This is a genomic window from Providencia rettgeri, assembly GCF_041075285.1.
GTDB lineage: Bacteria > Pseudomonadota > Gammaproteobacteria > Enterobacterales > Enterobacteriaceae > Providencia > Providencia rettgeri_G.
Map to the genome: position 1 here is coordinate 2,171,428 of NZ_CP163512.1, position 24,591 is coordinate 2,196,018.

The window sequence follows — 24,591 nt, forward strand, 5'->3', positions numbered from 1 at the left end:
GTGGATAACTTCATGAAAAAGTTTTTATTCAGCGTCATTGTATTCGCAATATCAAGCAGTGCATTCTCGGCAGATGTAAAAGTATTAGGTGGTCGAGGATTAGTGGGGGTTTATAATAACTATATTTACAAGGAAAATAGTGCGGTTACCTGGTCTGGTGCATTAATTGGCGGCAGATATGATCCCTATCCATACGTAACACTAACAAACTATATGAGCGGCTATCATGTATGTTCTAAACAATACACAATGGAAATCGATGGCGTTTGGGGAATTCCTATTAGCTCGGATCTAATGTTGGTACCTGATCTTACCTTTAGAGATAGAAGAACACTTAATCGCTATCTTCCTGAGTTAAATACTCCAATTGATGTCATTACAGGTTATTTTAATGGTTCAGGCTCTGGAACAAATGAGTACACAGGTAATCCTGAGCGAGACCTTTGTCCTTGGAGACCACAGCAATCAAGCCCAGTAAATGAAATGTTACACAATGTAACCGTACAAGGTCGTTTCTTAATATATGGAACAGGCAACCAAAAAAGTGGTCGATACAACTTACAATATAGTATTGGATTTGGCATTAAAGATCATCGATTTGAATCTGACTACAAAACATGGACTCCATTAATCAGTAGTGGTCCCATCAATGTTGTTGTTTCAGGGCTCACTTGTAGCCTACAAACAGATAGTAAAGTCAACTTTGAAACTCAAGATGGAAACGCTACTGCTAATACCAAATTAGCCACCATCAAAAAACCGATGTCAATTTACTGTAGCCAGTTAAAAAATGAAACAAACGCATCTATCGGGATTGCTGCTGAGGTCCCTACTCAGTATAAAGCAGGTTCGAACTATGATGTCAATTTACTTGACAGTTCAAATAGAGCAGCCGCCTATGTAAAAGTTTTTCTCCTTAATAATGGTAACAAACAAGCTATACCCCTAAATGGTAGCATGATTTCCCTCGCCTCTATTACGACTAGTCAAAAAGAACTGTATGTCAATACAACTCTTGAATATGAACTTTATTCAAGAGGCATTGGCTCCTCCGGTAAAGTTCGTGGTGCATACCAGCTTTCTGCTGTTATGCGCTAATTATCCCTAACAGCTAGCCTTAAATAGGGCTGGCTGTTAATTTCAACGTTCAATAACATCTCCCCCCTTTTCCATTAATTTCAACACATCAACCTAACATGTTTTAACATGCTTCCCCCCAACTCTCCCATTAATTGATATATATTAAATTACCGTTTTCAACCATGTTGGAATAGGTAGTGATTTAAATCCCTATAAGTCAAATTTTAATTATCATCCTGTTATTAAAAACACACTATTACTCATCCTTAAATTAGTGATTCAATCTATTTATTAAAAGACCGCTCGGCACTTTACCATTTACCCTTGCTAGATATAACATTATCAATGAGTTTATTAATAAAATTAACTATCAGAACACATAAAAAAAACATTAAATAAGACATGTCTTATTTTTCTGGTTTTTTAAGACATGTTAATGGTTTTTTATTGGCTATACCTATGAGTAACTACTCACTTAAAAATCAATTTCAGATATGTTATTGAATAAACCAGTCGAATAGTATGCCAAACTATACCTCGACAAATATCGGGATATTGAATATCAGTAACTATTTGTGAGTTTATATTTCACACATAAACCCCCAAAAAAGCACATAAAATCACTCTTTTAATCTAACACAACAACATTAAAGGGTTATGACAACAAATAAATAAAATGGCAATGTATATACCCCCTCCTTTAACCCAACATAAAAACCCAAAAATATAAATCAGATAGAAATTAAATATAGATAAAACGAATATTTTTGATAATTGTGATGCGATGGAAAAGTTTACAACATCTATGTTTCGAAAAACCATAAGGCTCATTAATCGCATATCTATTCTTATATATGAGTTTTAATCTCTATCAACAGTTAAAAAGACGCTTAATTCAATAAAAATGATGGTTACATTTGGTTACTCACCATAGGCGTTTTAATGTGGAAATTATTTTTTTCTGAGCTAGAATTTACCTATTCCGTTAGTGTGTCCACTTAAAAAACACAGTCAGCAAGATAAAACTATCGTTTTATCAAAGTTAATTTCTATATTTTTATTTTATAAATAAAAACCGAAAGTAATTTAATAATGAAAGCACATTATTAAATTTCTATTCTGCTGCCAAAAATCTATTAGGTTTGCAGACAAATATTAAACGTTACACTTTATAACTTACTAATAAGGTTCCATTATGATCAATCAAAAAAATCTTATCGCTTTATGTATCGCTGCCGGTTTAGGTTTCACTGGTGCGGCATCTGCTGCAACAAACGCACAAGTTACTGTATCGGGTCAAATCGCTTCTGCAACTTGTGATTTAAGCGTTAGCAACCCTAACATTGATTTAGGTACTTATATTTCTGCAGACATTCAAGCGGCTGGCGATATCACAAATAGCGCAAAAGATTTCTCTCTGCTATTAACTAACTGTAGCAAAGACCAATCAGCTGGTTCAGTGCAGCTATTTGCTAAAGGTACTGCGTTAGATGCAAATGGTGATTACTTCAACAATACGGCAAAAGCCACTGTTGGTGTGAAGCTGACTGCTGACGCTAAACCAGTTAAACCAAATACAAGCATTGATTTAAGCGGTGTCTCTGGCTTAACGCAAGGTGGTTCAGCGTCGGTACCAATGAAAGTCGCATTATACTCAACTGTAGCAACACCTGATTCACAGCGTATTGATGCGCCAATCACATTCTCTGTAAGCTACGAATAATCACTACCTAGATGAAATAGCAACATATTGCTATTTCATCTTTACTAATAGTAATCACGATTGGAGATAAATAATGCGTTTGATGACAATCACAAAATATTCATTAATGAGTATGATGCTTTTTGTATCTGAAATAACCAGCTCCTCCGCAGCTGGCGTTGGTCTTAACAGCACTCGCGTTATTTTCCCACAAAATAGCCAATCTGTTCCTGTGACTATTCGTAATAGTACAGAGAAGGAAGAGTATCTCGTACAAGTCTATATCACGAAAACGGCAAGTAACTCTGCTCAAGAAACCGTATTTGATGTGCTTCCTCCTATGTTCTATTTAAAATCAGCAGAACAACGCGATGTCCGTATTGCAGAAACGACCAAATCATCTGCACTCCCGAAAGATCGTGAATCCGTTTACTATTTACACGCCCGCTCGATCCCACGCAGTGAGAAAGACGCTGAACTGGGGGCGAACAAAATGAAAGGTGATGTAAAAATAGCCCTAGAAAGTATCATTAAAGTGTTTTATCGACCAACGGGATTAACACAATCATCCGACCAAGCACAATCAGGGCTAACATTTTCACCCGTTCAAGGTGGGTTAAAAGTCACCAATAATTCACCGTATTTCGTTACATTGAGTTCATTAAAAATCGGCAATCAACAGATTGAAATTTCATCAGAAAAAAATAATACCATGCTGGCACCTTTTAGCGATATGACTTATCCAACATCCCTAAATAAAGGCAAAATTTCATGGTCAACTATTAATGATTTAGGAGGATATGTTGAACACTCAACGCAATAAGTTTCACTTATTCTTGGCCAGTTTGTTATCCCTAGGGGAGCATAAACGTGACAGTTTCCAATCCGATATTAACCAGTCAATCGGAAAATAAGCTTCTAGCTATTTTCTGCGTTATGCGCAGTAACTGTTTGGAGTGAAAAGATGTTGTTACAACCTTGAGTACAAACTACAGTGGTATACATAGGTTATTCACGAAGTGGCTATGCCGTTTTATCAAACAGGATAGTTTATAGCCAACATAGTGTGCCCCTTGATACTCACACTCTCCCCCGAGAATGTAGAATACAAAGAAAAATCAACTGATTAATCCCCATAAAAGGGGCATTAATTAAGCTGAACTTTAAAATGCTAAAAACATACTGAGCTATAATAGTACAGAACTATGCACAAACTATTCTAATGAAGTTAGCTTTATCGAATTTGAAAAGTGGCAATGATTGCATGTATTTAACTGAATTACCTGAAAAAGAGATCCTGACTGACGTCTGGGGTATCGCCAATTCAGAACTGTACCCAGTGCCATTTGATATGACTCAGTCAACCGAAAACGCTTATTCATCATTAGGCAATTTAACCATTACAGCCAACAACTGACGTGGATAACATCATGAAAAAGTTTTTATTAGGGGTCATCTTATTCGCAATAGCAGCTTCTTCATTCTCAGCAGAGAATGTGAAGGTGTTTAATGGGCGAGGATTAGTGGGAGTATTTGGTAATTATTACAAAACAAACACAGGGAGGACATTGTCTGCCCGACTTGACTCTACTCCATACGTCTCATTAACCAACTATAAGACCACATATAGTGTGTGTACTCATCATGGCCTAGGTGAGATAGATGGCGTTACCGGGATGAGAATTAGCAATGATCTCATTTTAGTGCCCGAATTTACCTTCGTTGATAAGCGAAGCACCGACTACGCTGGTAATCATGTAATAGATTATGTGACTGGCCATTTTAATGGTTGGGGTTCGGCAACAAATCAGTTTCCAAATGCAAAATTATTTTGCATGTGGGCACCACTTCAAACCAGCCCAAAAACTGAAATGATACACCATGTTACCATGACAGGTCGTCTGTTAGTGTATGGAACAGGCAATCAAAAGAGTGGTCAATATAAGCTAAATTATGATATTGGCTTCTCCATTCATGATTTCCGAACTGAAAATGAGGGCGCTTGGGTGCAACTAGTTGCTCAATCGAACCCTATCAATGTTGTTGTATCTGGGCTTACTTGTAGTTTACAAACAGACTCTAAGGTCAACTTTGGTATCCAAGATGCAAACGCCGCCGCTAATACAAAATTGCTCACCGTTCAGAGGCCCGTGTCGATTTACTGTAGTCAGTTAGCAGATCAAACAAACGCATCTATCGGTATTGCTGCGGGGATCCCTCCGCAATATTATGCTGGTACGGAGTATGACGTCAATTTACTTGACAGCTCGAACCAAGCTGCCGCTTACGTTAAGGTCTTTGTCAACCATAATGGTAATAGACAACCTTTAGCATTAAACCGCGTTATGCACCCTCTTGAGTCTATTAAAGCCAACCAAAAAGAGATATACGTAAACAGCACTCTCGACTATGAACTTTATTCAAGAGGAGTTGGTGCCACGGGTAAAGTTACTGGTGCATACGAACTTTCTGTTGTTATGCGCTAATTAGCTTAACAGCCAGCCTTATTTAAGGTTGGCTGTTAGTTTTAACACGTAATAACGACCCTATAGTCTCCCTTTCCTATTGCCTTTAGATACACTACATTGGCACTTTTTGATTAAACTTATTATTATTCGCATATGGCATTTTGTTATCCATCAATTTGAAGCTGAAACTTTCCCTATCAACATAGCCAATCACACTCTCAGAATCATATAACTGCATAAAAAAATCGGCTAGCTCGTCACTAGAATGATAAGTCCCAAAAACTTTATCATAATCATACTCGTCCACCCCATTAGCAATTCGACCAAAATTTGTTTTCGTTGCTGCTGGTGCTAATAATTTGACCTTCACTTTAGCATCCGACCTCAATAATTCATGCGCTAAGCCTTCAGTAAAAGAACTCACAAAAAATTTTGATCCACAATAGGTAATTGCGGTAGGCACTATCGTATATCCCCCTGCGGAGCTCACATTAATTAACTGTGAATTATCAGAAAATTGATGATCACGAATATACATTAAAGAAAGCACAGCTAACGTATTGATATTTAAGTTTAATAGAGTCTTAACCTCTTTTATTGGTTGCTTGAATGCATCACCGTAATAGCCAATTCCAGCATTATTTACCCATACGCGAATATCAAAAGATTTAAGTTCCTCGTAGAGAGAAATGGCATTCTCCGTATTAGATAGGTCACATGATTTTGTGACGACTTCAATATTTGAATTTAGCTCCTCTAACACTTTTTTTAATTCATCCAATAATGAGTGTTGTCTTGCTATCGCTATAATATTGAACCCTCGTTCAGCTAACTTAATAGATATAGCACGTCCAATACCTGAACTTGCTCCTGTTACGACTGCATAATAATTATTCATGGTAATCCCTCTTTGACAAATGTTTGAAAAGGGTAAAAGATAGAGCTTACTCTAGGTCAAGACATTTATTGGAATTATATGAATTATTCAATCAGTCAATTTTCGAAATTAACGGGATTTACCCTATACACTCTCAGATATTATGAAAAAGAAGGATTGCTTAAACCATCAAGGCAAAGCAACAATCACAGGTTCTATTCAGATACTGATGTAGAATGGATACAATTTATCTCTCGCCTTAAAGATACGGGAATGCCATTAAAAAAAATAAAAGAATACGCAACATTGAGAGAAAGAGGAGAATCCACGGTATTTAATCGAATGAATATTCTTACAGAACATTCTACTAATCTTGAAAAGCAGATATCATCTTTAAATGAACACCTAAACCGTCTAAACTTGAAAATTCTTTATTATAAAGAACAGATAAAAAAATAATGAGTCATAAACGCCCTGAATGACGAAGACCAAAACAGCAGGATAATGGAGAACTACATTGGCATATTGCCGCCAATAATCCACCAGCGGCAGTATATGCACTAACGTTTGAATTTTTTCGGTGTCTCAAGAGCCCAGATAATAAAAAGGTATAGAAAAAAAATAATGATAGAAGAAATATAGATAATCCATCCTTGAACATCGTCTTCCTCCGAATTTACCGCTATATATAAACTCATAGTGCCGATGCAATAAAAATATATAATGGAAAAAATCCTTTTCCGATTTAGCTTTTTGTCTCGATTAAAACAAGACATTGTTTTATTTCGAAGATAGAAATAAAAAAACAACCCTATTATTACTAAGCAATAATAAACAAAATAAATCATATTCTTAACCTTTATTTATCCAAAGGATTTCCATCTAAGTCAGTTGTATATCTATTCCCATCCTGATCTGTACATATTTTTATGGTTGATGGACTATCCGAATTTGAACTACCATCAATCAATATTGCTAAATAACAATCCTCAACAATCTCTTTCACATTGGTGATTTCTTCTGGATCACTGATAATCATCGTTACATCGTTATTCTTTTGATCTAATACGAAAAGCTTTTTAACCTCTACAATAATTTTTGACAAAGCTACTGCGTCACTAAACAATTCGATAGCAAGTAACTTACTTGTCATTTGTTTATAGGCGCGTTCCAAATCTTGCCTACCGTATTTTTTCAAAAAAAGATTTTTTTCAGCTTCGCCAAAGTCATTCAGCTTAGGAACCAATTTTAATTTTCCATGTAAAGATAAACCAAAATCAACCAGATCATATGCCAAACTCCCGACAGACTCACTAAACCCCAACTCTTTCGCAGCTAATTTGTATCCACTCCTAAGAGGGCCATCCACGTTACTATTTCCCTCATAGAATCCAACTCCAGCTTCATATATTCCATTCGCTCCATGTGCCATCAGTGGAGCACCAAGCAAGCAACCTACACCAGTGGAACAGAGAGCTATTAGACGTTGGAATAATGGGATTTAGTTAGAATGCTTGATTTACTTGGAGGAAGAGAGAACCATACATAGCACCTATTATACTGATAAGAAATGATTATTTAAATTCTAACTTTCATTCTATACAAATTTCTATACAACCACGATCATCGCTAGGCTGTTTTTGATACCTGTTTTTTCTTCCCTCAGTGAAATATCTCAGTTGCATAAATATCATCGATTGGTAATTTTATTGCAGATAATGAAACTCCAACCAGAAATAACCCTCCCCGTATTTTTCTCGACTCCGTTTCAAACAGAATCGCTATTAATCATTCATGGTTATACTACGCTTTCTGGTTTAAGCTTGAACATGATAGTCGTTGACTCAAGAGCGCCATTAACCGATTGAGCGAACTCTGGGATTTCACCGCTAACCAGCCATCCAAGAGAACGATATAAGCTAACAGTTATACCCTTGGTGTTTGTATCTAATGTTAAAAGTGTTAACCCTAAGCTCCATGCTACTTGTTCAACCTCTGACATTAGTCTCCTCGCAATCCCTTTTCCCCTGTAATTAGGTAATACTAATAATTTACAGATTTCTGCTCGGTGCTGAGCATTTGGTTTAGTACATAGTTCAAGTCCGACAACACCAACAATTTTGTTATCTATTTCGACAGTAACAAGTTTAAAACTATTTCTTGATAATGAATAATTAACACTAGCCCAATAACTTCTCATGTCATCAATTTGTGTCTCTGCGTTAGTATACCCAACACTCGCACCACCGAGGACGCATTTATGAAGTAAACTAACAAGCTCATCTATTTTAATTTCGCTTATTTTGTCGCTATGGCAACGAATAATCATATTTACACCTCATATTGAATTAATATTTTCTGTGTCCAATCATCCCAGCATTCACAATCTAGATGCGATTCAATTGTTTTAGGATGTAATTCGCACCACCATTTTTTAACTATGTCATACTCTTGCATTGTGAGAATAAAAGGTTTCCATTCTCCCATTCTATAATCTTGGTCACAGGGATCGCTTCCATGAAATAAAAACTCATTCAAAAAATCACAAGGGGGAAAATAGCCTGAACTATCAATCATTCCAAAGATCCCATAAAGAACTTTAGAATTTTCATCAAGGATATTTATTGCTTTAACAATATTAGATTCGCACTCCATTTGTTCCACTTTCATTTGATTATATTGCCCCTGTTAGCTGATAGCCATTAAACCATTCATAGCGACCTGTAGCCGTGACTTTGTTTCCTTTCTGGCAGGCCATAAGCTCCAGCGCGTTAATATCGAATGCCACTAACTTTAATGGATATGGGCTACGTTTGTCATTCTCAGCCTGAATAATCATCTTGGCCACACGTTCATGACGTGATGACCTTGATTAAATTTACTTTTCTCATTTTAGTTTATTCATCTTGATACCATCACAATACATGCCATCAGTTAAAGTATAATGCTAAAAGGATTGTGGACACACAGACAATCAATCTAATTTCCTGAGGTGATCGAAACGTTAGTTTACCCATGATGATACGGGATTAATCCATATGTAAATCTTATAGTAACCTTATGGTTAATACCTAAGTATAATCTTAGCGTTATCAGCTTAATCCTCACCACAATCTCACCGATTATAATTAATTATATAACACTAAAAAATATTGTAATTTTTGTCGTCTTATTTCATATTCAAATAGAACTTAACCAAAATTAACGAGGCATTATGAGCAAGGCATTAATTGTCATAGACGCACAAAATGACTATCTTTCTGATGGTCGGTTTCCTTTATGGAATATTGATACTACTTTGGAGCATATATCCAATAAAATTTCAGAGTATGAAAAAAATGGCGGTATTGTGATTTTCATTCAGCATTTATCACCACAGGGAGCCGCTTTTTTTGACGAAACAACAGACGGTTGTGAACTGATCTCTAAACTTACTAGCTTATCTCCAAACCATTTTATTGTGACTAAAAAGCACGGCAATTCTTTTGATGAAACAAATCTTAATGACTTGCTTATAGCCCATGATATTAAACATATCGAATTATGTGGCATGATGACTCAGAACTGTGTCCTATTTACGGCTATTTCTGAACAAGCAAAAAAATATAAACTAACCGTATTAGGTAACTGCTGTACAAGCGTCTCACCTGTAATCCATGGGGTAGCACTGAGAGGCTTATCTAGAATAACGAATGTTATTTAAATTACTATAAGTACTCACCAAGGCTATGTACTCATAGCTTTTTTTATATTCTTTGCGGTTACTTATTGATATTTATTCTTAGGACAAATTTGTATCGTGGGCATCACAATGTTTATTTGCATTATGGTGACTTTTATCTCATGCCCATTACTAGAATATTGCCAGCCAGTGACGAGCCTCCGATCTCAGAGTCTCTAAATGCTACAATAACTCATACTCAATTTATTTGGATTATTTTATGTCTCACAATAGTTCTAGGGCGAAAGTGCTTAATACTGAATTACCTTTAAACCAAAGAGCTTCAAATGCTAGAAGCTGTGCTAATCATGTCGCCTTAAGACTAGGAATAACCAGAGTAGAACTGTTTGCCCTTATTAAAAACTCTACAAACGTCGATATGAATCAGCCCAAAAGTGAAGAAGAACTGATGAGAGCATTTCACTACTTTGAGCAACTATAATCTATCGTTTTAGTACTGGCTTAGTCCATAGGTTGCTCGGGGCTGTCATTCTCCGTCTGTGACGCTCTTTAGTCTGTATCGTTTGGGCTACACCAGTTCTAATTGCTAACCTATCGCGTCCATTGAGGGATTTCACTTACTGATGGGTTATCTCCATCATAAATCAACAACATTAGCTATAGGTGTAGAGAATTAGACAGACGTTAGAATAATGGAATTTAGTTGAAATGCTTGATTTACTTGGGATTGGAAGACTTTGGAAGACGTTGCTAGAAGTGAAGATGGCGGAGGAGGAGAGATTCGAACTCTCGGATGGTTTCCCATCGGCGGTTTTCAAGACCGCTGCCTTCAGCCGCTCGGCCACCCCTCCGCAATGACCAGCACTATAAACATCCTCTCTTTGGATGTAAACCCCTAATTTGTTCGTTCGTCTTAAAAATATACGCATTTCAGCCTGTTGGGTGAAAATATCAACATTTTAATTCAATCGCTTGGGTTATGTGCTGATTTTTGCTAAATTTGTGCTCTGTTTTTTTGGGATTTAAAAAGTATGTTGCTGTTTAACAATCAAGAAATTGAAACGGACCCACAAGGCTATCTACTTGATAGCCAACAATGGTCAGAAGAACTCATCCCTTTGCTTGCACAAGAAGAAGGTATTGAGCTGACCAATGAACACTTAGAAATTATTCGTTTCGTTCGTAATTTTTACTTAGAATTTAATACGTCCCCAGCTATCCGCATGTTAGTCAAAGCCGTTTCACAACAATTTGGGGAAGAAAAAGGCAATAGCCGTTATTTATACCGCCTCTTTCCGAAAGGACCAGCCAAGCAAGCGACTAAACTTGCTGGCTTACCTAAGCCTGTGAAATGCATTTAATTTTGTTCCTAATAGCGGACGCTAAAATCCGCTATTGGCGCTGTTTGCCAATTTTCACTAAAAAAGTGATCAATTTTAGCGCCTGGTGGTCCACCCGCTTTCAACCATTCATCGACAAATTCGATATCTTGCTCAGAACCATAAATCGCCAGCTTTACACTACCATCATCACGGTTACTCACGAAGCCTTTTAGGCCATTTTGATTCGCCCAGTGGTAGGTTTGGTAACGAAAACCAACCCCTTGAACTCGCCCATAAATATAAAAGTAACGGCCAGATGTTGTCATGTTTGCCCCCTTTTAAAACATAATCGAGTGTTCCTCTATTTTAGCTGTTGTTTTTTGTGCATTGAACAGATAATCTGCTATTGAGGCACTGCTTTTTCAACGTTGCGTATAAAGACAGTGTATTGCGTTATTGCTAATTGTCCATATATTAACTTGAAAACGCGCAACACTGCCCACATATAGATTGAAGTACAAGCAAGGCTTTTAGGAGGTCGCTATGATGATCACCAGTAAATATGGGATCGGGCAACAAGTCAGACACAAACTTCTTGGCTATTTAGGGGTCGTTGTTGATGTGGACGCTGAATATTCGCTCGAGCAACCACATGATGATGATATTGCCTCAAACAGTACGCTACGCGATCTGCCTTGGTATCATGTTGTTATGGAAGATGACAACGGGGATGCTGTTCATACTTATTTGGCTGAAGCACAAATTACTTATGAATCTGCGGATGACCATCCAGAACAACCTTCAATGGATGAGCTTGCAGAGTCAATAAGGTCTCAATTGCAGGCACCGCGTCTGCGTAACTAATTTTTGTCATTCATGAACGCAACCGTAAAGCAGCATCTTAGCTGCTTTACTTTTTACTGATTAGATAAAACCATTACTTTTCAAGCCCCAAAGCTGGAATTTCTTGTTTTGGGCACTTGTCCATTACAAATTTCAATCCCGCTTCTAACGCAATTTTTTGTGCTTCTTCGCTAATCACGCCTTTTTGTAGCCACAAAACTTTTGCTTTGGCGGCAACCGCCTCTTGTGCAATACCAACAGCAGCTTCAGCATGACGAAATACATCTACCATATCTATTGGTGTGCTGATATCACTCAGCTTTTCATATACCAACTGACCTAACAGCGTTTGTCCTGCCAATTTTGGACTGACAGGAATAACCTGATATCCCTGATGCAACAAATATTCCATGACCTCGTAACTGGGCCTATTGGCTTTATCACTCGCACCAACTAACGCAATAGTCTTCACGCTTTTTAAAATTTCAGCAATTTCTTGATCTTTCATCAAAATATCTCCCAAAACCAGTAAACTATTCCCTAGCATTATGATATATCTGGTACATCTTTACCCAATTAATTTTAACAATATTTAAAGTCCGTCAGACTTAAGGGATAGCCATGGAATTAACAACCCGTATCATAGGTACCTCAAAAAATATTGCTTTGGTTGCCCATGACCACTGTAAGCCGTCTTTGCTTTCTTGGTCTAAGAAAAACATGCAACGCCTACAAGGTCATAAATTGTATGCGACTGGGACAACGGGTAATTTGATTAACCAACACACCGGCCTACCTGTTACGAGCATGCTAAGTGGGCCAATGGGGGGCGACCAACAAATTGGTGCTATGATTGCTGAGCAAAAAATCGATTTGTTGATTTTCTTTTGGGATCCACTCAACGCAGTCCCTCATGATCCTGATGTCAAAGCTCTACTGCGCTTAGCAACAGTCTGGAATATCCCTGTTGCCACTAACCCCGCAACAGCCGATTTTCTTATCACTTCGCCATTTTTTGATGGGACAATTGATATTGTCATCCCTGATTACCAAAGCTACTTAACTAAACGCACCAAATAATGGGTGAATAGCCCTGTACCTAATAGCCTCGGTACAGGGTTATATTCTTACGGTTTTTTCTGCCTTGGCACACCTAATTGTTTGAGTTCTTCAACAAACTCAGATGGGTTTTCAGGGTTATACAGTAGCCAAACTTGCTGCCTTGCACGTGTTATCGCGACGTACAATAAACGCCGTTCTTCTGCATGTTCAAACGCTTCAGGTTGTGGCAGTAACGTTCGTTCAATAATTGACTCTCTTGCTGGCGCAGGGAAACCATCTTTTCCCCCATTTAGCCCACAAATAATCACATGATCAGCTTGTTGCCCTTTTGACGAATGGATCGTCATAAATTGAATATTTAGCTTCGGCCAGCGTGTTTGTGCTTTATTCAAAATTTCAGGTTTTAAATAATGATAACGTGCCAAAACTAATATTGTTTCATTATCAAGTACATAGCCACTCATTTTATCTAACAAACGTTCTAGTGCTTCTTCATACAAAAGGATAACTGATTTTTTATTACCTTTAACTAGACTATTCAATGGCTTATTTAGCTGGATAGGGTTCTGCAAAATAAACTGGTTAGCAATATCACCAATACGTTCATTAAACCGATACGTGGTGTCCAGCGCACAAATCTCCCCTTCACCAAAATTACGTTCAAATGACGTTGTCAAATCCAACTCTGCACCACTAAAGCGGTATATTGCTTGCCAATCATCACCCACCGCAAATAAGGTTGTTTGTTTATTTTGTTGGCGTAACGCTTGTAAAAGCTTGGCCCTTAACGGCGAAATATCTTGAAATTCATCCACTAAAATATGTTTCCACGGGCTAATAAAACGCCCTTTCTCAAGAATATTTACCGCTTGATGGATCAACCCAGAAAAATCGATAGCCCCCTCTTCTTTTAGCGCACTCTTCCAGGCTTTTAGCAATGGTGCCATTAATTTAATACGCTTTTGAAATAACTCTCGACACTCTTCTGGCGCATTATCAACCATCTCTTTTTGGCTGCCACCATGCATTCGCATCAAACTTAGCCAGCGTTCTAACCGAGCAATCACTCTATGGGTTATTTTTTCATTTTGCCAAAACTCACCCTCTGGAATGTCCCACGCCAGCTCATCACTCAACCACTCTCGCCATCCTTTCGCTTGCGCTTTTTTACTCGCACACTGTTCACGCCACTCTTTTAACAATAAGGCTTGGCGTTTTTTCGTATCTGTTTCTAGTTCACTCACTACTGGCGATTTTTTGCTGCCTTCGCGAATAATATGCAGCGCTAAGGCATGAAAGGTTTTTGCTTGAATATCGTCTTGCTGCAAACGCATCTGAATACGCTCATTCATTTCATCCGCAGCTTTGCGACCAAATGCCAACAATAAAATTTGCTCAGGCTTTGCCAAGCCTCGTAAAACTAACCACCCAGCACGAGCCACTAAAACTGACGTTTTACCGCTTCCCGCGCCCGCAAGCACCAGTACGTTGTCTTCACCATTAATAACCGATAAAGACTGCGAATGATTCAAAGGAGAGGATTCCACTTGCTGAAAGAAATCGTGGTAGCGGTTCAAGATAGATCCACACCATTTCTCATTGATTTGCTGGCGACACTGTTGGCTATGTTCCAGCCACTTTAGGCACAATTGATATTGCGGTGCGCAATTTTCAAATTGTGAAATTCTGGCTAATGGTAATGGCAATGATGAAAATTGTTGCTTGATATTATCTTTAATTGCTGTCAATTGGCGCAAGCTCAGCCATGTATCTTGCTGTGATATTTGCTCGATTTTATTTACCAACTGAGTAAGCACTTCGGCACTCACTTGGCTCATTTCACGGCTCCATTGCTGCCATTTTTCATTTAAATAGTGGAAAAAACGCTGAGTTTGCTTCCACTCTGTACCGTGCAAGCGAACCACTTGTTCGTTTAAAATTTCAAACTCCAACTCCCCCCAAACAATGCCCCGTTTGCAACGAAGGTCAACCAGTTCATTAAAAGGGATAAGATATTGGTGATTTTCACCGCTAACTTCAATACCGGCGTTGAGTAAGCGAACCCGATTGTAGGGATGCTGAGCCAGACGCTGTCCAATCTGTGTTGATTTCAGTTCCATACGTCCTGCACCTGAAAATATCAATGACTAAAATACGGTTGGCTGGATCCCAAACGGTTTTTTATTCCGACTAAACACGCTATCCTATAAGGAATAGGGATTTTCTGACCTTTGAGGTACTTTGTGCTAACGCTGATTACCAGTTATCGTCGTGTGCTATATAACAGCCATATTCTATATTATATCCGAATCTTTATAGCCCTGACAGGCACAACCTTATTGCCATGGATCTTAGGGCAAGAACCAAAGGTCACTATTCCTCTCACATTAGGTGTCGTTGCCGCCGCGTTAACTGACTTAGATGATAGGCTAACGGGCAGAATAAAAAACCTTATTATCACCCTTTTTTGCTTTTTTATTGCTTCCGTTTCTATTGAGCTTTTATTCCCTTATCCGCTGCTTTTCTTTTTTGGCTTGGCCTTTTCTACCTGCGGTTTTATTCTTTTAGGGGCACTCGGTCAACGTTACGCTACCATTGCCTTTGGTGCATTATTAATTGCAATCTACACCATGTTAGGCGTCCCAATTTTCGATACATGGTACCAGCAACCTGCGCTTCTCTTAACTGGAGCAATTTGGTATAATCTTTTAACGTTAATTGGTCATATTTTATTCCCTGTTCGACCATTACAAGATGCCATTACTCAGTGCTACCAACAGCTATCCGCTTATTTAGATGCAAAGGCGAGTTTATTTGACCCCGATCTCGAAGATGATTACCAGCAATCTGTCTATGATTTAGCGCTAGTTAACAGTAGCTTAGTTAATACAATGAACCAAGCAAAAAGCGCATTACTCAGTCGTTTAAAAGGTGATCGAGGGCAAAAAGGAACACGAAATACGCTGCATTATTATTTTGTTGCCCAAGATATTCATGAGCGCGCCAGTTCCTCTCACATTCAATATCAGCAGCTTAGTCGTACACTTCGCCATTATGATATTTTATTTCGTTTTCAACGTTTATTAACTATGCAGGCTCGCGCCTGCCAACAAGTCGCTCAGTCCGTGTTATGGCGAAAACCATACCAACACAACCCACGCTTCGAACGCACATTTACCTACCTTGAGAACTCCTTGCAATTGCTCAAGGAACAATCGCCAGCACTGCATGAAATCAAAGCATTACATAATTTGCTGAAGAATTTAAAAGGCATTGATGTTCAGCTTAAAGGATTGAGTCTTGAACAAAGCTCATGGCAACAAAATAATAAGCAAATTGAACAATTATCGGATGAGTCCCTTTCAGGGTTTAGCGATATTGTTTCACGCGTTAAACACCATTTAACACCAAAATCCTCTCTCTTTCGCCATGCTGTACGGATGTCGATTTTACTTTGCACAGGCTATGGTATTATTCAGCTGTTTGACATGGAAAGGGGTTACTGGATTTTACTGACCAGCTTGTTCGTCTGCCAACCTAACTACAGTGCAACCAAGCGGCGTCTAGCACTACGTATCATTGGCACCATTGTCGGTATTCTTATCGGTCTGCCACTGCTTAACCTGATCCCTTCAATCGAAGGGCAACTGACGCTTATCGTTATTTCAGGCTTGTTGTTCTTTATGTTTCGCAACAGCCAATATGCCCAAGCCACACTGTTTATTACCTTATTGGTTTTATTTTGCTTTAACTTACTGGGCGAAGGCTTTGATGTTGCGCTTCCACGTATTATCGACACATTGATCGGCTGTTTTATTGCCTTACTCGCAGTGAGTTTTATTTGGCCGGATTGGAAATTTCGCCAACTCCCTCAAGTGGTACAGAAAACCATGGATAGCAATTGCCGATATTTGGATGCTATTTTATTGCAGTACTCCCAAGGAAAAGACAACGGCCTAGAGTATCGTGTAGCACGGCGTGAGGCACATAATAATGATGCCGAATTCGCCTCGATTGTTTCAAATATGGCATCAGATCCTAAGTCATACCGGATCACTCAGGAACAGGCTTTCCGTTTATTGTGTTTGAACCACACGCTACTGAGTTATATTTCAGCCCTTGGAGCTCATCGTGAGCAAATACAAAATGAGGAAAATTTAGCGTTATTAAGCGATGCTATTTGTTATGTGGAGTCATCATTGCAAATTACCGCGCTCGACCCACATGTCATTGATGAAAAATCAGAAAAATTGCGTGATAGCCTTTTACGCCGCATTGATAGTATTTCAGCAAGTGATGATGAAAAAACGTTGTTAATCATGGAACAAACAAAACTATTACTTGAGCTTATTCCTGAAATTAAAAAAATGATCCGACAAATCAGTTCAGCATAAAAATAGTGATTAGCGGGTATTAGAATCTCAAATAAATTGTTAATACCCGCTTAACCTTCTGTTTTATACAATGTAATAGATTGAATAGATTAACTAAAAACGTTTATTGCAACACTATCACACTGCCGTTAATTCAAAGCTGTTATACCACGCAATAAGTTCCTGCTTAATTGTTTTTGGTAATACCGCACTGTGGCAACCTTCAATCGCAGCCGCTAACCCAATTAATAACTTAATACTTGGTTTATGCCTTCCATGGAGTTTTAGCTTCATAAAACAAGCTTTAGCGCCAACCATACGTAAATCATCAGCATGTAAGATCCCAATCTTCCCTAACGCCCTTTCAACGGACATATTCATATTTGGTAAATCTTTTATTCGGCGAGTAATAACCTGCTTTTGTTGCAGTTCCTCAATGGCAGAGCGGTAAGCTAATTCAATAAACTGAAGCAGTGTCTGCTCGTCATGCCACATTTGCTCAGGTAATTGGTAATAGCGCATTTCCAATGGGATCCCTTTCTTAGTATAAACTAATCTATCAAGCCCCGAGGCTTCAAAGTGGCTTCTGGCCAGCAAACACCCTCGAAGATAGAAATGCCCATCAAGTAATAACCCCACAATTGCGTCATTCACTAACAAACAGTACCCGCCAAAATGGTTTTTACGTTTAAGCTCACCCAACTGGCCTAATAAACGGTACAAATAAAAAATTTTTTCTTCCGATAATAGCATTTGCCTTAACTCCTTTTTGGGTCTGGTTAATTTTCATCCTTGATAAAATTAATTTTATTATCTCTTTCATTACAAGTAATTACCCATAACCAATTCTGAGAGTTTCAATAATAAATGCCAAGAAGAATGCACAGAAAAACAACAAAGTTGCGAAGCGCTTTGAAAAAATAGACTTGATATTGGATGGATATACAGTTACTGTATGTTCATACAGCATTGTAACGAGGTGAATTATGAGCATCTATTCTTGGAACAACACAACAGAACATTCTCTTAATAATTACGCGCAATCTTTCCAATCCGCAGGAGCAACTAATAGCTCTATGCAGCAAGGTATGGTGAGTGAACTTGTCTACGATGAAAAGCACCCTATTATGGATCTCATCTTGTTACCAATGCTCCGCCAGTTTGGCGTTCAATCACGTTGGTTATTATGGCTAAGCCCAAATAAAAAGCTCAGTAAACACTGGTTAGAACAAGCTGGCATTCCAACAGATAAAGTGATGCAGTTAAACCACATGGCGCCCATAACAACTATCGATGCTATGGAAAAAGCGTTAAAAAGTGGAAATTACAGTGTTGTTTTAGGCTGGCTCCCCGAATTAAATGAACAAGATTTTGTCCGTTTACAAGAGGCTGCACAAGTAGGTCATTCTATTGGCTTTATCATGCGCCCACAAAAAACATATAATATTGTAAGTATGCAATCTGGACAGCTAAACAACCTAAAAATTCATTCAACTCACTATCACTAGCCAAGATTAAGAATTTTCTTACTAAATTTAACCTTTGGATATATTTATCCCCAAAGTGAAATGAAAAGCATTGCAGATCAATCAGATAGATAAAAAAAAATCTTAATAACAAATATGCATATCTCTCTGATTTATACACTAAAAAAATACTTTTTTTAACGTTTATTGCTTACTCTACTTGTATCTTTTTAAGTTCGTTGTAGACTTTAGCTTGTTAAGCTTATGGCATTATTTTTTACTTTTATTAATTTTTTGTAGATAATGTCAGCGAAACCTAGCAAGTAAATTGAACCAATGGCGTATAATAAGGCTCATTGAAGCCATGCCAATATTGGATGATAACGAGGCGTAAAAATGAAAAAAACAGCTATCGCAGTAGCAGTGGCAGTAGCCGCTTTTGCAACCGTTGCACAAGCAGCTCCAAAAGATAACACTTGGTATACCGGTGCTAAATTAGGCTGGTCTCACTATGAAGATACTAGCTTCAACCCAGCTAAAGCAGGTGAAGACGGTTGGAATACAGTTGGTAAGACAACTGACCGTGACACATTCGGTGCTGGTGCTTACGCTGGTTACCAATATAACCAATACCTAGGCTTTGAACTGGGCTATGACTGGTTTGGTAAAATGAAATACAAAGGCGCTGGCAACAGCGGTGACCTGAAATCTATGGGTGTTTCATTAACAACCAAATTAAGCTATCCAATCATGGATGACTTAGACGTTTATACTCGTCTGGGTGGTATGGTTTACCGTACAGATGTTAAAGCTAAACAAGATGGTGAGCGTTACAAAGAAAACGACAGTGGCGTTGCACCTGTATACGCACTGGGTCTTGAGTACGCAATCACACCAGAGTGGGCTACTCGTTTAGATTACCAATGGGTTAGCAACTTAGGTGATAAAGACAATATCGGTACTCGTCCAGACAACGGCATGCTGAGTGTTGGTGTTGCTTACCGCTTTGGTCAAGAAGAAGCGCCAGTAGTTGCTCCAGCACCAGTTGTTGAGCCAGCTGCGCCAGTTGTTGAAAACAAACGTTTCACACTGCGTTCAGACGTTCTGTTTAACTTCAACAAAGCGTCTCTGAAACCAGAAGGTCAGCAAGCTCTGAATGAACTGTATAACGAACTGAGCAGCATCGACCCAACTCAAGGTCGCGTACTGGTAGTTGGTTTCACAGACCGTATCGGTTCACAAAACTACAACCTGCCACTGTCACAAAAACGTGCTCAGTCAGTTGTTGATTACTTAGTTGCTAAAGGCGTTCCAGCATCTGCTATCTCAGCAGAAGGTCGCGGTAAAGAAGATCCAGTAACTGGCAACAAATGTGACGCTGTTAAAGGCCGTGCTGCTCTGATCGAGTGCTTAGCGCCAGACCGTCGCGTTGAAATCGAAATTCAAGGTACAACTGAAGTTGTTACTCAACCAGGCGCTTAATTCTAAGTCCTAGTTTGAATTTTGAACTAAATACAAAAAACCCCAATTGATTACAATTGGGGTTTTTTTAACTTAATGCGATGAGTATTATTAGTTAACTCTGGCTCTAATGAGTGACTAGCTGTTCGATTTTCTTGACTCGCTAGGAACGCCCCCTAACATTCCCCACTACTCATCTCGACTTTTCGTCACCCCAAGTATTGCTTGCAGGTCGTGTTTCAGCGTACTCATTTGACTTTCATATTTATCTTTATGCTCAGCATCTTCAATCAGTTGAATAATCGTTTCAGATAATGTTTTATTCCGTTTTACCGCTAAATTGGATAAACGCTGCCAAACTGAAAAATTCAAGTCTATTGATTTTTTTCGCGTGTGTGGATGCTCGGCATTAAAATGACGTTTACGCCTAGCACGGATACTCTGCTTCATTCGGTTATCAAGATCAGGATTCATATGAGATGCAATCCATTTAAGCACCTCACTAGGCCTATTTTCTGTTTTTAACAGCAATTCGATCGCTTCTTTTTCTGCGCTTCTTTCGATATAACGGGTTATCGCCTCGCCAGCACGTGCTTTATTCACGAGATATTCCCATTTCCAGCCACATTCAAGATTTTCAAGCTGCTGATATTTCATAATTTTTCCTGAAGAAAATCGAACCTATCTTTATATTAGCAATATTATAAACAAAATGCTCAGACAGACATTCGATTTAATTAAATATTCGTTTTTCACTAAAGAAATTAACCGTTCCTTGCCTAAATAGTGTAGAATTCGCAGCCACCTGTTAACAAATTCATCATTAGCATGTCCACTTTTGAAAACATACTCGTCATCTATGGGGTTGTTGGCGTATGCGCAATGTTATTCACCCTATTCGTCACAAAAGATCCGAGCTGTATTATGCGCTTACTTAGCGCCTTATTAATTGGTGTTACTTGGCCAATGACACTGCCAATTGTGCTGATGTTTTCGTTATTCTAATCGATATTTCAACAATTATTGCTGCAAGATTGCCTATCAAAGGCTAATATAACTATCTTGCCCATTGGGTAATTTACTGGTGAAAATCGTTTATAAAACAAACAATGCGAACGGGTCATTTGACCAAATAAACACGCCAGTCACATGCGCCCAGCTAATAGGCAGGCATTTTATGTATAACTCCATTAATAGCAGATAATCATAGTGATCAGTCAAGAACTAACATGGCAAGGCCTAATTCCTAATTTATCGTCATTTCAGACACATTTTGTTTCTTCAAGCTCTCTGAACTGTGCAATATTTTCCGATATTCAACCGCGGTTGTTTGCTGGAATGCAGCATTTTGTTAAAGAACCAGCTTATACGCGTTTTATGTTTATAAAGTCTGATGATAATGAGGAATACCTTCGCACTTATGCAAGCGCAATTAACTCATTACTAGAAAACATATCAGCCATTGATGGTGATTATCAATTATCTGATGACAAACACGCATTTCAGTGGAAAGAAGGCAGTAAAAGCCGTTTTTCCTCGCAGCAACCCATTGCTTATCGTCATTGGATTGAGCCAGAACAATTATTCGGTTATGTTACCCCGTCCATGCACTTGGTACCGGGCTTAATTCACCAAATTAATGGTGGCGTACTGGTGATAGCGGCAAATGCATTAATTAGCCAGCCACTTATGTGGAATCGCCTTAAAAATATGGTTAACCGCCGTCAATTAGAGTGGCTACCCTACTCTGAAAATCAGCCCTTGCCGATTGATATTGAACCTCAACCACTTGAGTTAAAGGTTGTGATTGTTGGTGATAGGCTAGCGCTAGAAGAACTTGAATATAGCGCCCCTGAAATATTCGCTAGCGCCATTTATGGTGAATATGAACCGATTATGTTCTTTGAAAATGAAGAACAACTGTCACTTTGGATGCGTTATATAAAATCGATCATTAACGAAAATGCATTACCCAATATTGCCGCAGATGGCTGGGTTCCATTCATTCAGCAAGCAACCCGTTATTGTGAAGATAAATTCAATCTGCCGTTGGATACTCCTTGGTTAACACGCAGCTTGCTGGATGCATCCCATTACGCAATAGACGGTCAGCTAACACAACAGTCTTTTATCAAAGCACTGGAAAACCGCCTATGGCGTCATAGCTTTCTGGCTGAACGTGCACAAGACGATATTTTGCAAGAGCAAATCTTTGTTAAAACGCAAGGGGAAGTTATTGGTCAAATCAATGGATTGTCCGTCTTGCAATATCCTGGGTATCCAGAAGCAATTGGTGAACCGTCCCGGATTACCTGTGTTGCACACCTTGGCGATGGTGAATTTACTGATGTTGAGCGCAAAGCAGAACTTGGTGGCAATATTCATGCTAAAGGCATGATGATCATGCAAGCCTATTTAAACTATGAGCTAAAATTAGAGCAACCACAGCCATTCTCAGCATCGATTGTATTTGAACAATCCTACGGTGAGGTTGATGGCGATAGCGCTTCTCTGGCTGAGTTATGTGCGTTAATTAGCGCCTTGGCCTTACAACCTATCGATCAGCAAATTGCAGTAACTGGTGCTGTTGACCAGTTTGGTTATGTGCAGCCCATCGGTGGCATCAATGAGAAAATTGAAGGGTTCTTCGATATCTGCGAAAAACGTGGCTTAACAGGGGAACAAGGCGTAATTTTACCTATGGCCAACGTGCGCCATTTATCCACTAAAGCCGAGGTCGTTGAAGCGGTTAAAGCAGGTAAATTCCATATATGGCCTGTCGAACATGTTGCTCAAGCAATTACACTATTAACAAAGCAGCCTTACTTTGAGCAGCAAGCAGAGGGGGATAACGTACACTTGTTAGCTTTAATTCAAGAACGTATCAACCAAGCAAATGCCCCTGATAAAGCAAGACTTCCTTGGTTCTTAAAGTGGATAAGTTAAGTAAAGATTGCGTAAAAAATAGCAGATCGGAGTTGTTCAGCGTACAAGTGTAAGCTATCCTGTACCCCTACACATAATAAAGGCTATCTGAAGAACATGGTTGATAAACGCGAGTCCTACACAAAAGATGATTTAATTGCTTCTGGAAAAGGCGAGTTATTTGGGGAAAATGGCCCTCCACTGCCATCAGGAAACATGTTGATGATGGATCGCATCGTCAAGATGAGTGAAAATGGTGGTACCTTTGATAAAGGCTATGTCGAAGCTGAGCTCGATATTAATCCTGAACTTTGGTTCTTTGGCTGTCATTTTACCAATGACCCTGTTATGCCAGGTTGTTTAGGTCTCGATGCTATGTGGCAATTAGTCGGCTTCTACCTCGGTTGGCTTGGTGGTGAAGGCAAAGGCCGTGCTTTAGGTGTGGGCGAAGTCAAATTCACAGGTCAAGTTCTGCCTACAGCCAAAAAAGTCACCTACCGTATCAGTTTTAAACGAGTGATTAACCGTAAACTGATTATGGGCTTAGCGGATGGCGAAGTGTTAGTTGACGGTAAATTAATTTATACTGCGACTGACTTAAAAGTGGGTCTATTCAAAGATACCAGTGCCTTCTAAGCTATTGAAATGCAAACCTCCGCAATTGCGGAGGTTCTTAAACTGAGTGATTTCTTTAATTTAAAAACCCGCAAAAAGTTCACCAAAACAGGCAGGTTATTTAACCTAAAGGATCAGATAATCGTGGGATTAAACGATGGCTATAGTTCGATCCTCCATCGCTTTACGCCAACCACCTAGCCAGTGCGAACGAGCATCTACAGCCTGATACGGGCACAGTTCTTTGGAGCGCCCTGCTAAACCTGCTTGATAACCTCTTGATAAAGCTCTTTCTAAACGGTCTCGCTTCTGTCTTTTCATGCCTTACTTCCCTCATCATTTAAATGGAAAAGAAAACAGCACCTACCATTTCTTAATAGGTACACTATACAAATAACGCCCACAGAGCAGAAAATCAAGTAAAGATTTTCATATATTTGTCATAATTGGCATAATTGTGACTTGTGTAAACCATTTAACATAACCATTTGAATTTACTGCAATTTAACAATAATTCTTTAATAATCATCATTTTATAATGATTAAAAATAGCCACTTTTAATCCAACTCGAAAAGCGTGTTTAAACAATATTTCTAATGACTAAAAAAATGCACCTTAGGTCGCGGCAATCTTTACGCGGACCTAAAGTGCATTGAGCGAACTAGGGACTGTTTATCTTTGATGGTCAATTTTTATTCGAATTAAAGCCATTTC

Annotated in this window: 28 protein-coding genes and 1 tRNA gene; 17 read left to right on the plus strand and 12 right to left on the minus strand. The window is 38.7% G+C overall.

Annotation, left to right across the window (positions count from 1 at the left end):
• The first annotated feature begins 12 nt into the window (after positions 1–12).
• From AB6N04_RS09900 to AB6N04_RS09920, 5 genes are all read left to right on the plus strand, one after another.
• Complete coding sequence (locus AB6N04_RS09900) at positions 13–1,098, plus strand: hypothetical protein (protein WP_369311910.1); 1,086 nt, start codon at positions 13–15, stop codon at positions 1,096–1,098.
• Positions 1,099–2,275: 1,177 nt separating this feature from the next.
• Complete coding sequence (locus tag AB6N04_RS09905; RefSeq protein ID WP_369311912.1) at positions 2,276–2,803, plus strand: fimbrial protein; 528 nt, start codon at positions 2,276–2,278, stop codon at positions 2,801–2,803.
• 73 nt (positions 2,804–2,876) lie between these two features.
• A complete protein-coding gene (locus AB6N04_RS09910; RefSeq protein ID WP_369311914.1) occupies positions 2,877–3,605 on the plus strand; it encodes a molecular chaperone in 729 nt (242 codons plus the stop codon).
• Between the two features lie 441 nt (positions 3,606–4,046).
• Positions 4,047–4,199: a hypothetical protein gene (locus AB6N04_RS09915; protein WP_369311916.1), complete on the plus strand. Its 153-nt coding sequence runs from the start codon at positions 4,047–4,049 to the stop codon at positions 4,197–4,199.
• Between the two features lie 259 nt (positions 4,200–4,458).
• Positions 4,459–5,268, plus strand: a complete 810-nt coding sequence (locus tag AB6N04_RS09920) for a hypothetical protein (protein ID WP_369308136.1) — start codon at positions 4,459–4,461, stop codon at positions 5,266–5,268.
• Between the two features lie 94 nt (positions 5,269–5,362).
• Here the strand turns inward: AB6N04_RS09920 and AB6N04_RS09925 are convergent, their stop codons facing one another.
• Positions 5,363–6,148, minus strand: coding sequence for an SDR family NAD(P)-dependent oxidoreductase (locus AB6N04_RS09925; protein ID WP_369308137.1), 786 nt, complete (start codon positions 6,146–6,148; stop codon positions 5,363–5,365).
• A gap of 78 nt (positions 6,149–6,226) precedes the next feature.
• On the opposite strand from AB6N04_RS09925, the gene AB6N04_RS09930 reads away from it, so the two are divergent.
• A complete protein-coding gene (locus tag AB6N04_RS09930) occupies positions 6,227–6,586 on the plus strand; it encodes a MerR family transcriptional regulator (RefSeq protein WP_369308138.1) in 360 nt (119 codons plus the stop codon).
• Positions 6,587–6,986: 400 nt separating this feature from the next.
• Here the strand turns inward: AB6N04_RS09930 and AB6N04_RS09935 are convergent, their stop codons facing one another.
• The 4 genes from AB6N04_RS09935 to AB6N04_RS09950 form a co-directional block, all read right to left on the minus strand.
• The gene (locus AB6N04_RS09935) at positions 6,987–7,559 is read right to left on the minus strand and encodes a DUF4225 domain-containing protein (protein ID WP_369308139.1); all 573 of its coding nucleotides are present in this window, start codon (positions 7,557–7,559) and stop codon (positions 6,987–6,989) included.
• Positions 7,560–7,925: 366 nt separating this feature from the next.
• Complete coding sequence (locus tag AB6N04_RS09940; protein ID WP_369308140.1) at positions 7,926–8,456, minus strand: GNAT family N-acetyltransferase; 531 nt, start codon at positions 8,454–8,456, stop codon at positions 7,926–7,928.
• A 2-nt stretch (positions 8,457–8,458) separates the two neighbouring features.
• Entirely contained in the window at positions 8,459–8,797 is a 339-nt protein-coding gene (locus tag AB6N04_RS09945; protein WP_369308142.1) for a hypothetical protein, read from the minus strand.
• Between the two features lie 4 nt (positions 8,798–8,801).
• A complete protein-coding gene (locus AB6N04_RS09950) occupies positions 8,802–8,966 on the minus strand; it encodes a hypothetical protein (protein WP_369308143.1) in 165 nt (54 codons plus the stop codon).
• Positions 8,967–9,341: 375 nt separating this feature from the next.
• Here AB6N04_RS09950 and AB6N04_RS09955 point away from each other — a divergent pair, with 375 nt between their 5' ends.
• Together AB6N04_RS09955 and AB6N04_RS09960 are read left to right on the plus strand one after the other, a co-directional pair.
• Positions 9,342–9,830 (plus strand): isochorismatase family protein, encoded by a 489-nt coding sequence (locus AB6N04_RS09955; RefSeq protein WP_369308144.1) that lies wholly within the window; start codon positions 9,342–9,344, stop codon positions 9,828–9,830.
• 238 nt (positions 9,831–10,068) lie between these two features.
• Positions 10,069–10,290 carry a hypothetical protein gene (locus AB6N04_RS09960; RefSeq protein WP_369308145.1) on the plus strand — a complete coding sequence of 74 codons (222 nt, stop codon included), beginning with the start codon at positions 10,069–10,071 and terminating at the stop codon, positions 10,288–10,290.
• 282 nt (positions 10,291–10,572) lie between these two features.
• Here AB6N04_RS09960 and AB6N04_RS09965 read toward each other — a convergent pair.
• Positions 10,573–10,660, minus strand: a tRNA-Ser gene (locus AB6N04_RS09965).
• 180 nt (positions 10,661–10,840) lie between these two features.
• Here AB6N04_RS09965 and tusE point away from each other — a divergent pair.
• The gene (tusE, locus tag AB6N04_RS09970; RefSeq protein ID WP_369308146.1) at positions 10,841–11,170 is read left to right on the plus strand and encodes a sulfurtransferase TusE; all 330 of its coding nucleotides are present in this window, start codon (positions 10,841–10,843) and stop codon (positions 11,168–11,170) included.
• An 8-nt stretch (positions 11,171–11,178) separates the two neighbouring features.
• On the opposite strand, the gene AB6N04_RS09975 is transcribed toward tusE, so the two are convergent.
• Positions 11,179–11,457 carry an acylphosphatase gene (locus tag AB6N04_RS09975; RefSeq protein ID WP_369308147.1) on the minus strand — a complete coding sequence of 93 codons (279 nt, stop codon included), beginning with the start codon at positions 11,455–11,457 and terminating at the stop codon, positions 11,179–11,181.
• 217 nt (positions 11,458–11,674) lie between these two features.
• Here AB6N04_RS09975 and hspQ point away from each other — a divergent pair, with 217 nt between their 5' ends.
• Positions 11,675–11,995, plus strand: a complete 321-nt coding sequence (gene hspQ, locus AB6N04_RS09980) for a heat shock protein HspQ (RefSeq protein ID WP_206086681.1) — start codon at positions 11,675–11,677, stop codon at positions 11,993–11,995.
• A gap of 73 nt (positions 11,996–12,068) precedes the next feature.
• Here the strand turns inward: hspQ and AB6N04_RS09985 are convergent, their stop codons facing one another.
• Positions 12,069–12,482 carry a CoA-binding protein gene (locus AB6N04_RS09985; RefSeq protein ID WP_369308148.1) on the minus strand — a complete coding sequence of 138 codons (414 nt, stop codon included), beginning with the start codon at positions 12,480–12,482 and terminating at the stop codon, positions 12,069–12,071.
• A gap of 113 nt (positions 12,483–12,595) precedes the next feature.
• Here AB6N04_RS09985 and AB6N04_RS09990 point away from each other — a divergent pair, with 113 nt between their 5' ends.
• On the plus strand, positions 12,596–13,054 hold the full coding sequence (locus AB6N04_RS09990; RefSeq protein ID WP_369308149.1) for a methylglyoxal synthase: 459 nt from the start codon (positions 12,596–12,598) through the stop codon (positions 13,052–13,054).
• A 47-nt stretch (positions 13,055–13,101) separates the two neighbouring features.
• On the opposite strand, the gene helD is transcribed toward AB6N04_RS09990, so the two are convergent.
• Positions 13,102–15,156: a DNA helicase IV gene (gene helD, locus AB6N04_RS09995; RefSeq protein WP_369308150.1), complete on the minus strand. Its 2,055-nt coding sequence runs from the start codon at positions 15,154–15,156 to the stop codon at positions 13,102–13,104.
• 123 nt (positions 15,157–15,279) lie between these two features.
• Between helD and yccS the strand changes: the two genes are divergently transcribed.
• A complete protein-coding gene (yccS, locus tag AB6N04_RS10000; protein ID WP_369308151.1) occupies positions 15,280–17,430 on the plus strand; it encodes a YccS family putative transporter in 2,151 nt (716 codons plus the stop codon).
• A 117-nt stretch (positions 17,431–17,547) separates the two neighbouring features.
• Here the strand turns inward: yccS and AB6N04_RS10005 are convergent, their stop codons facing one another.
• Positions 17,548–18,162, minus strand: a complete 615-nt coding sequence (locus AB6N04_RS10005) for a TfoX/Sxy family DNA transformation protein (RefSeq protein ID WP_369308152.1) — start codon at positions 18,160–18,162, stop codon at positions 17,548–17,550.
• 233 nt (positions 18,163–18,395) lie between these two features.
• Here AB6N04_RS10005 and sulA point away from each other — a divergent pair, with 233 nt between their 5' ends.
• Both sulA and ompA read left to right on the plus strand, forming a co-directional pair.
• Entirely contained in the window at positions 18,396–18,917 is a 522-nt protein-coding gene (gene sulA / locus AB6N04_RS10010; RefSeq protein WP_369308153.1) for an SOS-induced cell division inhibitor SulA, read from the plus strand.
• A gap of 354 nt (positions 18,918–19,271) precedes the next feature.
• Positions 19,272–20,357 (plus strand): porin OmpA, encoded by a 1,086-nt coding sequence (ompA, locus tag AB6N04_RS10015; protein WP_369308154.1) that lies wholly within the window; start codon positions 19,272–19,274, stop codon positions 20,355–20,357.
• A gap of 168 nt (positions 20,358–20,525) precedes the next feature.
• Here ompA and matP read toward each other — a convergent pair whose 3' ends face one another.
• A complete protein-coding gene (matP, locus tag AB6N04_RS10020) occupies positions 20,526–20,993 on the minus strand; it encodes a macrodomain Ter protein MatP (protein WP_369308155.1) in 468 nt (155 codons plus the stop codon).
• 225 nt (positions 20,994–21,218) lie between these two features.
• On the opposite strand from matP, the gene AB6N04_RS10025 reads away from it, so the two are divergent.
• The 3 genes from AB6N04_RS10025 to fabA all read left to right on the plus strand — a co-directional run bounded on the left by AB6N04_RS10025 (position 21,219) and on the right by fabA (position 23,897).
• Positions 21,219–21,341: a GhoT/OrtT family toxin gene (locus tag AB6N04_RS10025; RefSeq protein WP_369308156.1), complete on the plus strand. Its 123-nt coding sequence runs from the start codon at positions 21,219–21,221 to the stop codon at positions 21,339–21,341.
• Between the two features lie 204 nt (positions 21,342–21,545).
• Positions 21,546–23,282, plus strand: a complete 1,737-nt coding sequence (locus AB6N04_RS10030; protein WP_369308157.1) for an AAA family ATPase — start codon at positions 21,546–21,548, stop codon at positions 23,280–23,282.
• A gap of 96 nt (positions 23,283–23,378) precedes the next feature.
• On the plus strand, positions 23,379–23,897 hold the full coding sequence (gene fabA / locus AB6N04_RS10035) for a bifunctional 3-hydroxydecanoyl-ACP dehydratase/trans-2-decenoyl-ACP isomerase (RefSeq protein ID WP_369308158.1): 519 nt from the start codon (positions 23,379–23,381) through the stop codon (positions 23,895–23,897).
• A 129-nt stretch (positions 23,898–24,026) separates the two neighbouring features.
• Here the strand turns inward: fabA and rmf are convergent, their stop codons facing one another.
• The gene (gene rmf, locus AB6N04_RS10040) at positions 24,027–24,197 is read right to left on the minus strand and encodes a ribosome modulation factor (protein WP_369308159.1); all 171 of its coding nucleotides are present in this window, start codon (positions 24,195–24,197) and stop codon (positions 24,027–24,029) included.
• Positions 24,198–24,591 lie beyond the last annotated feature (394 nt).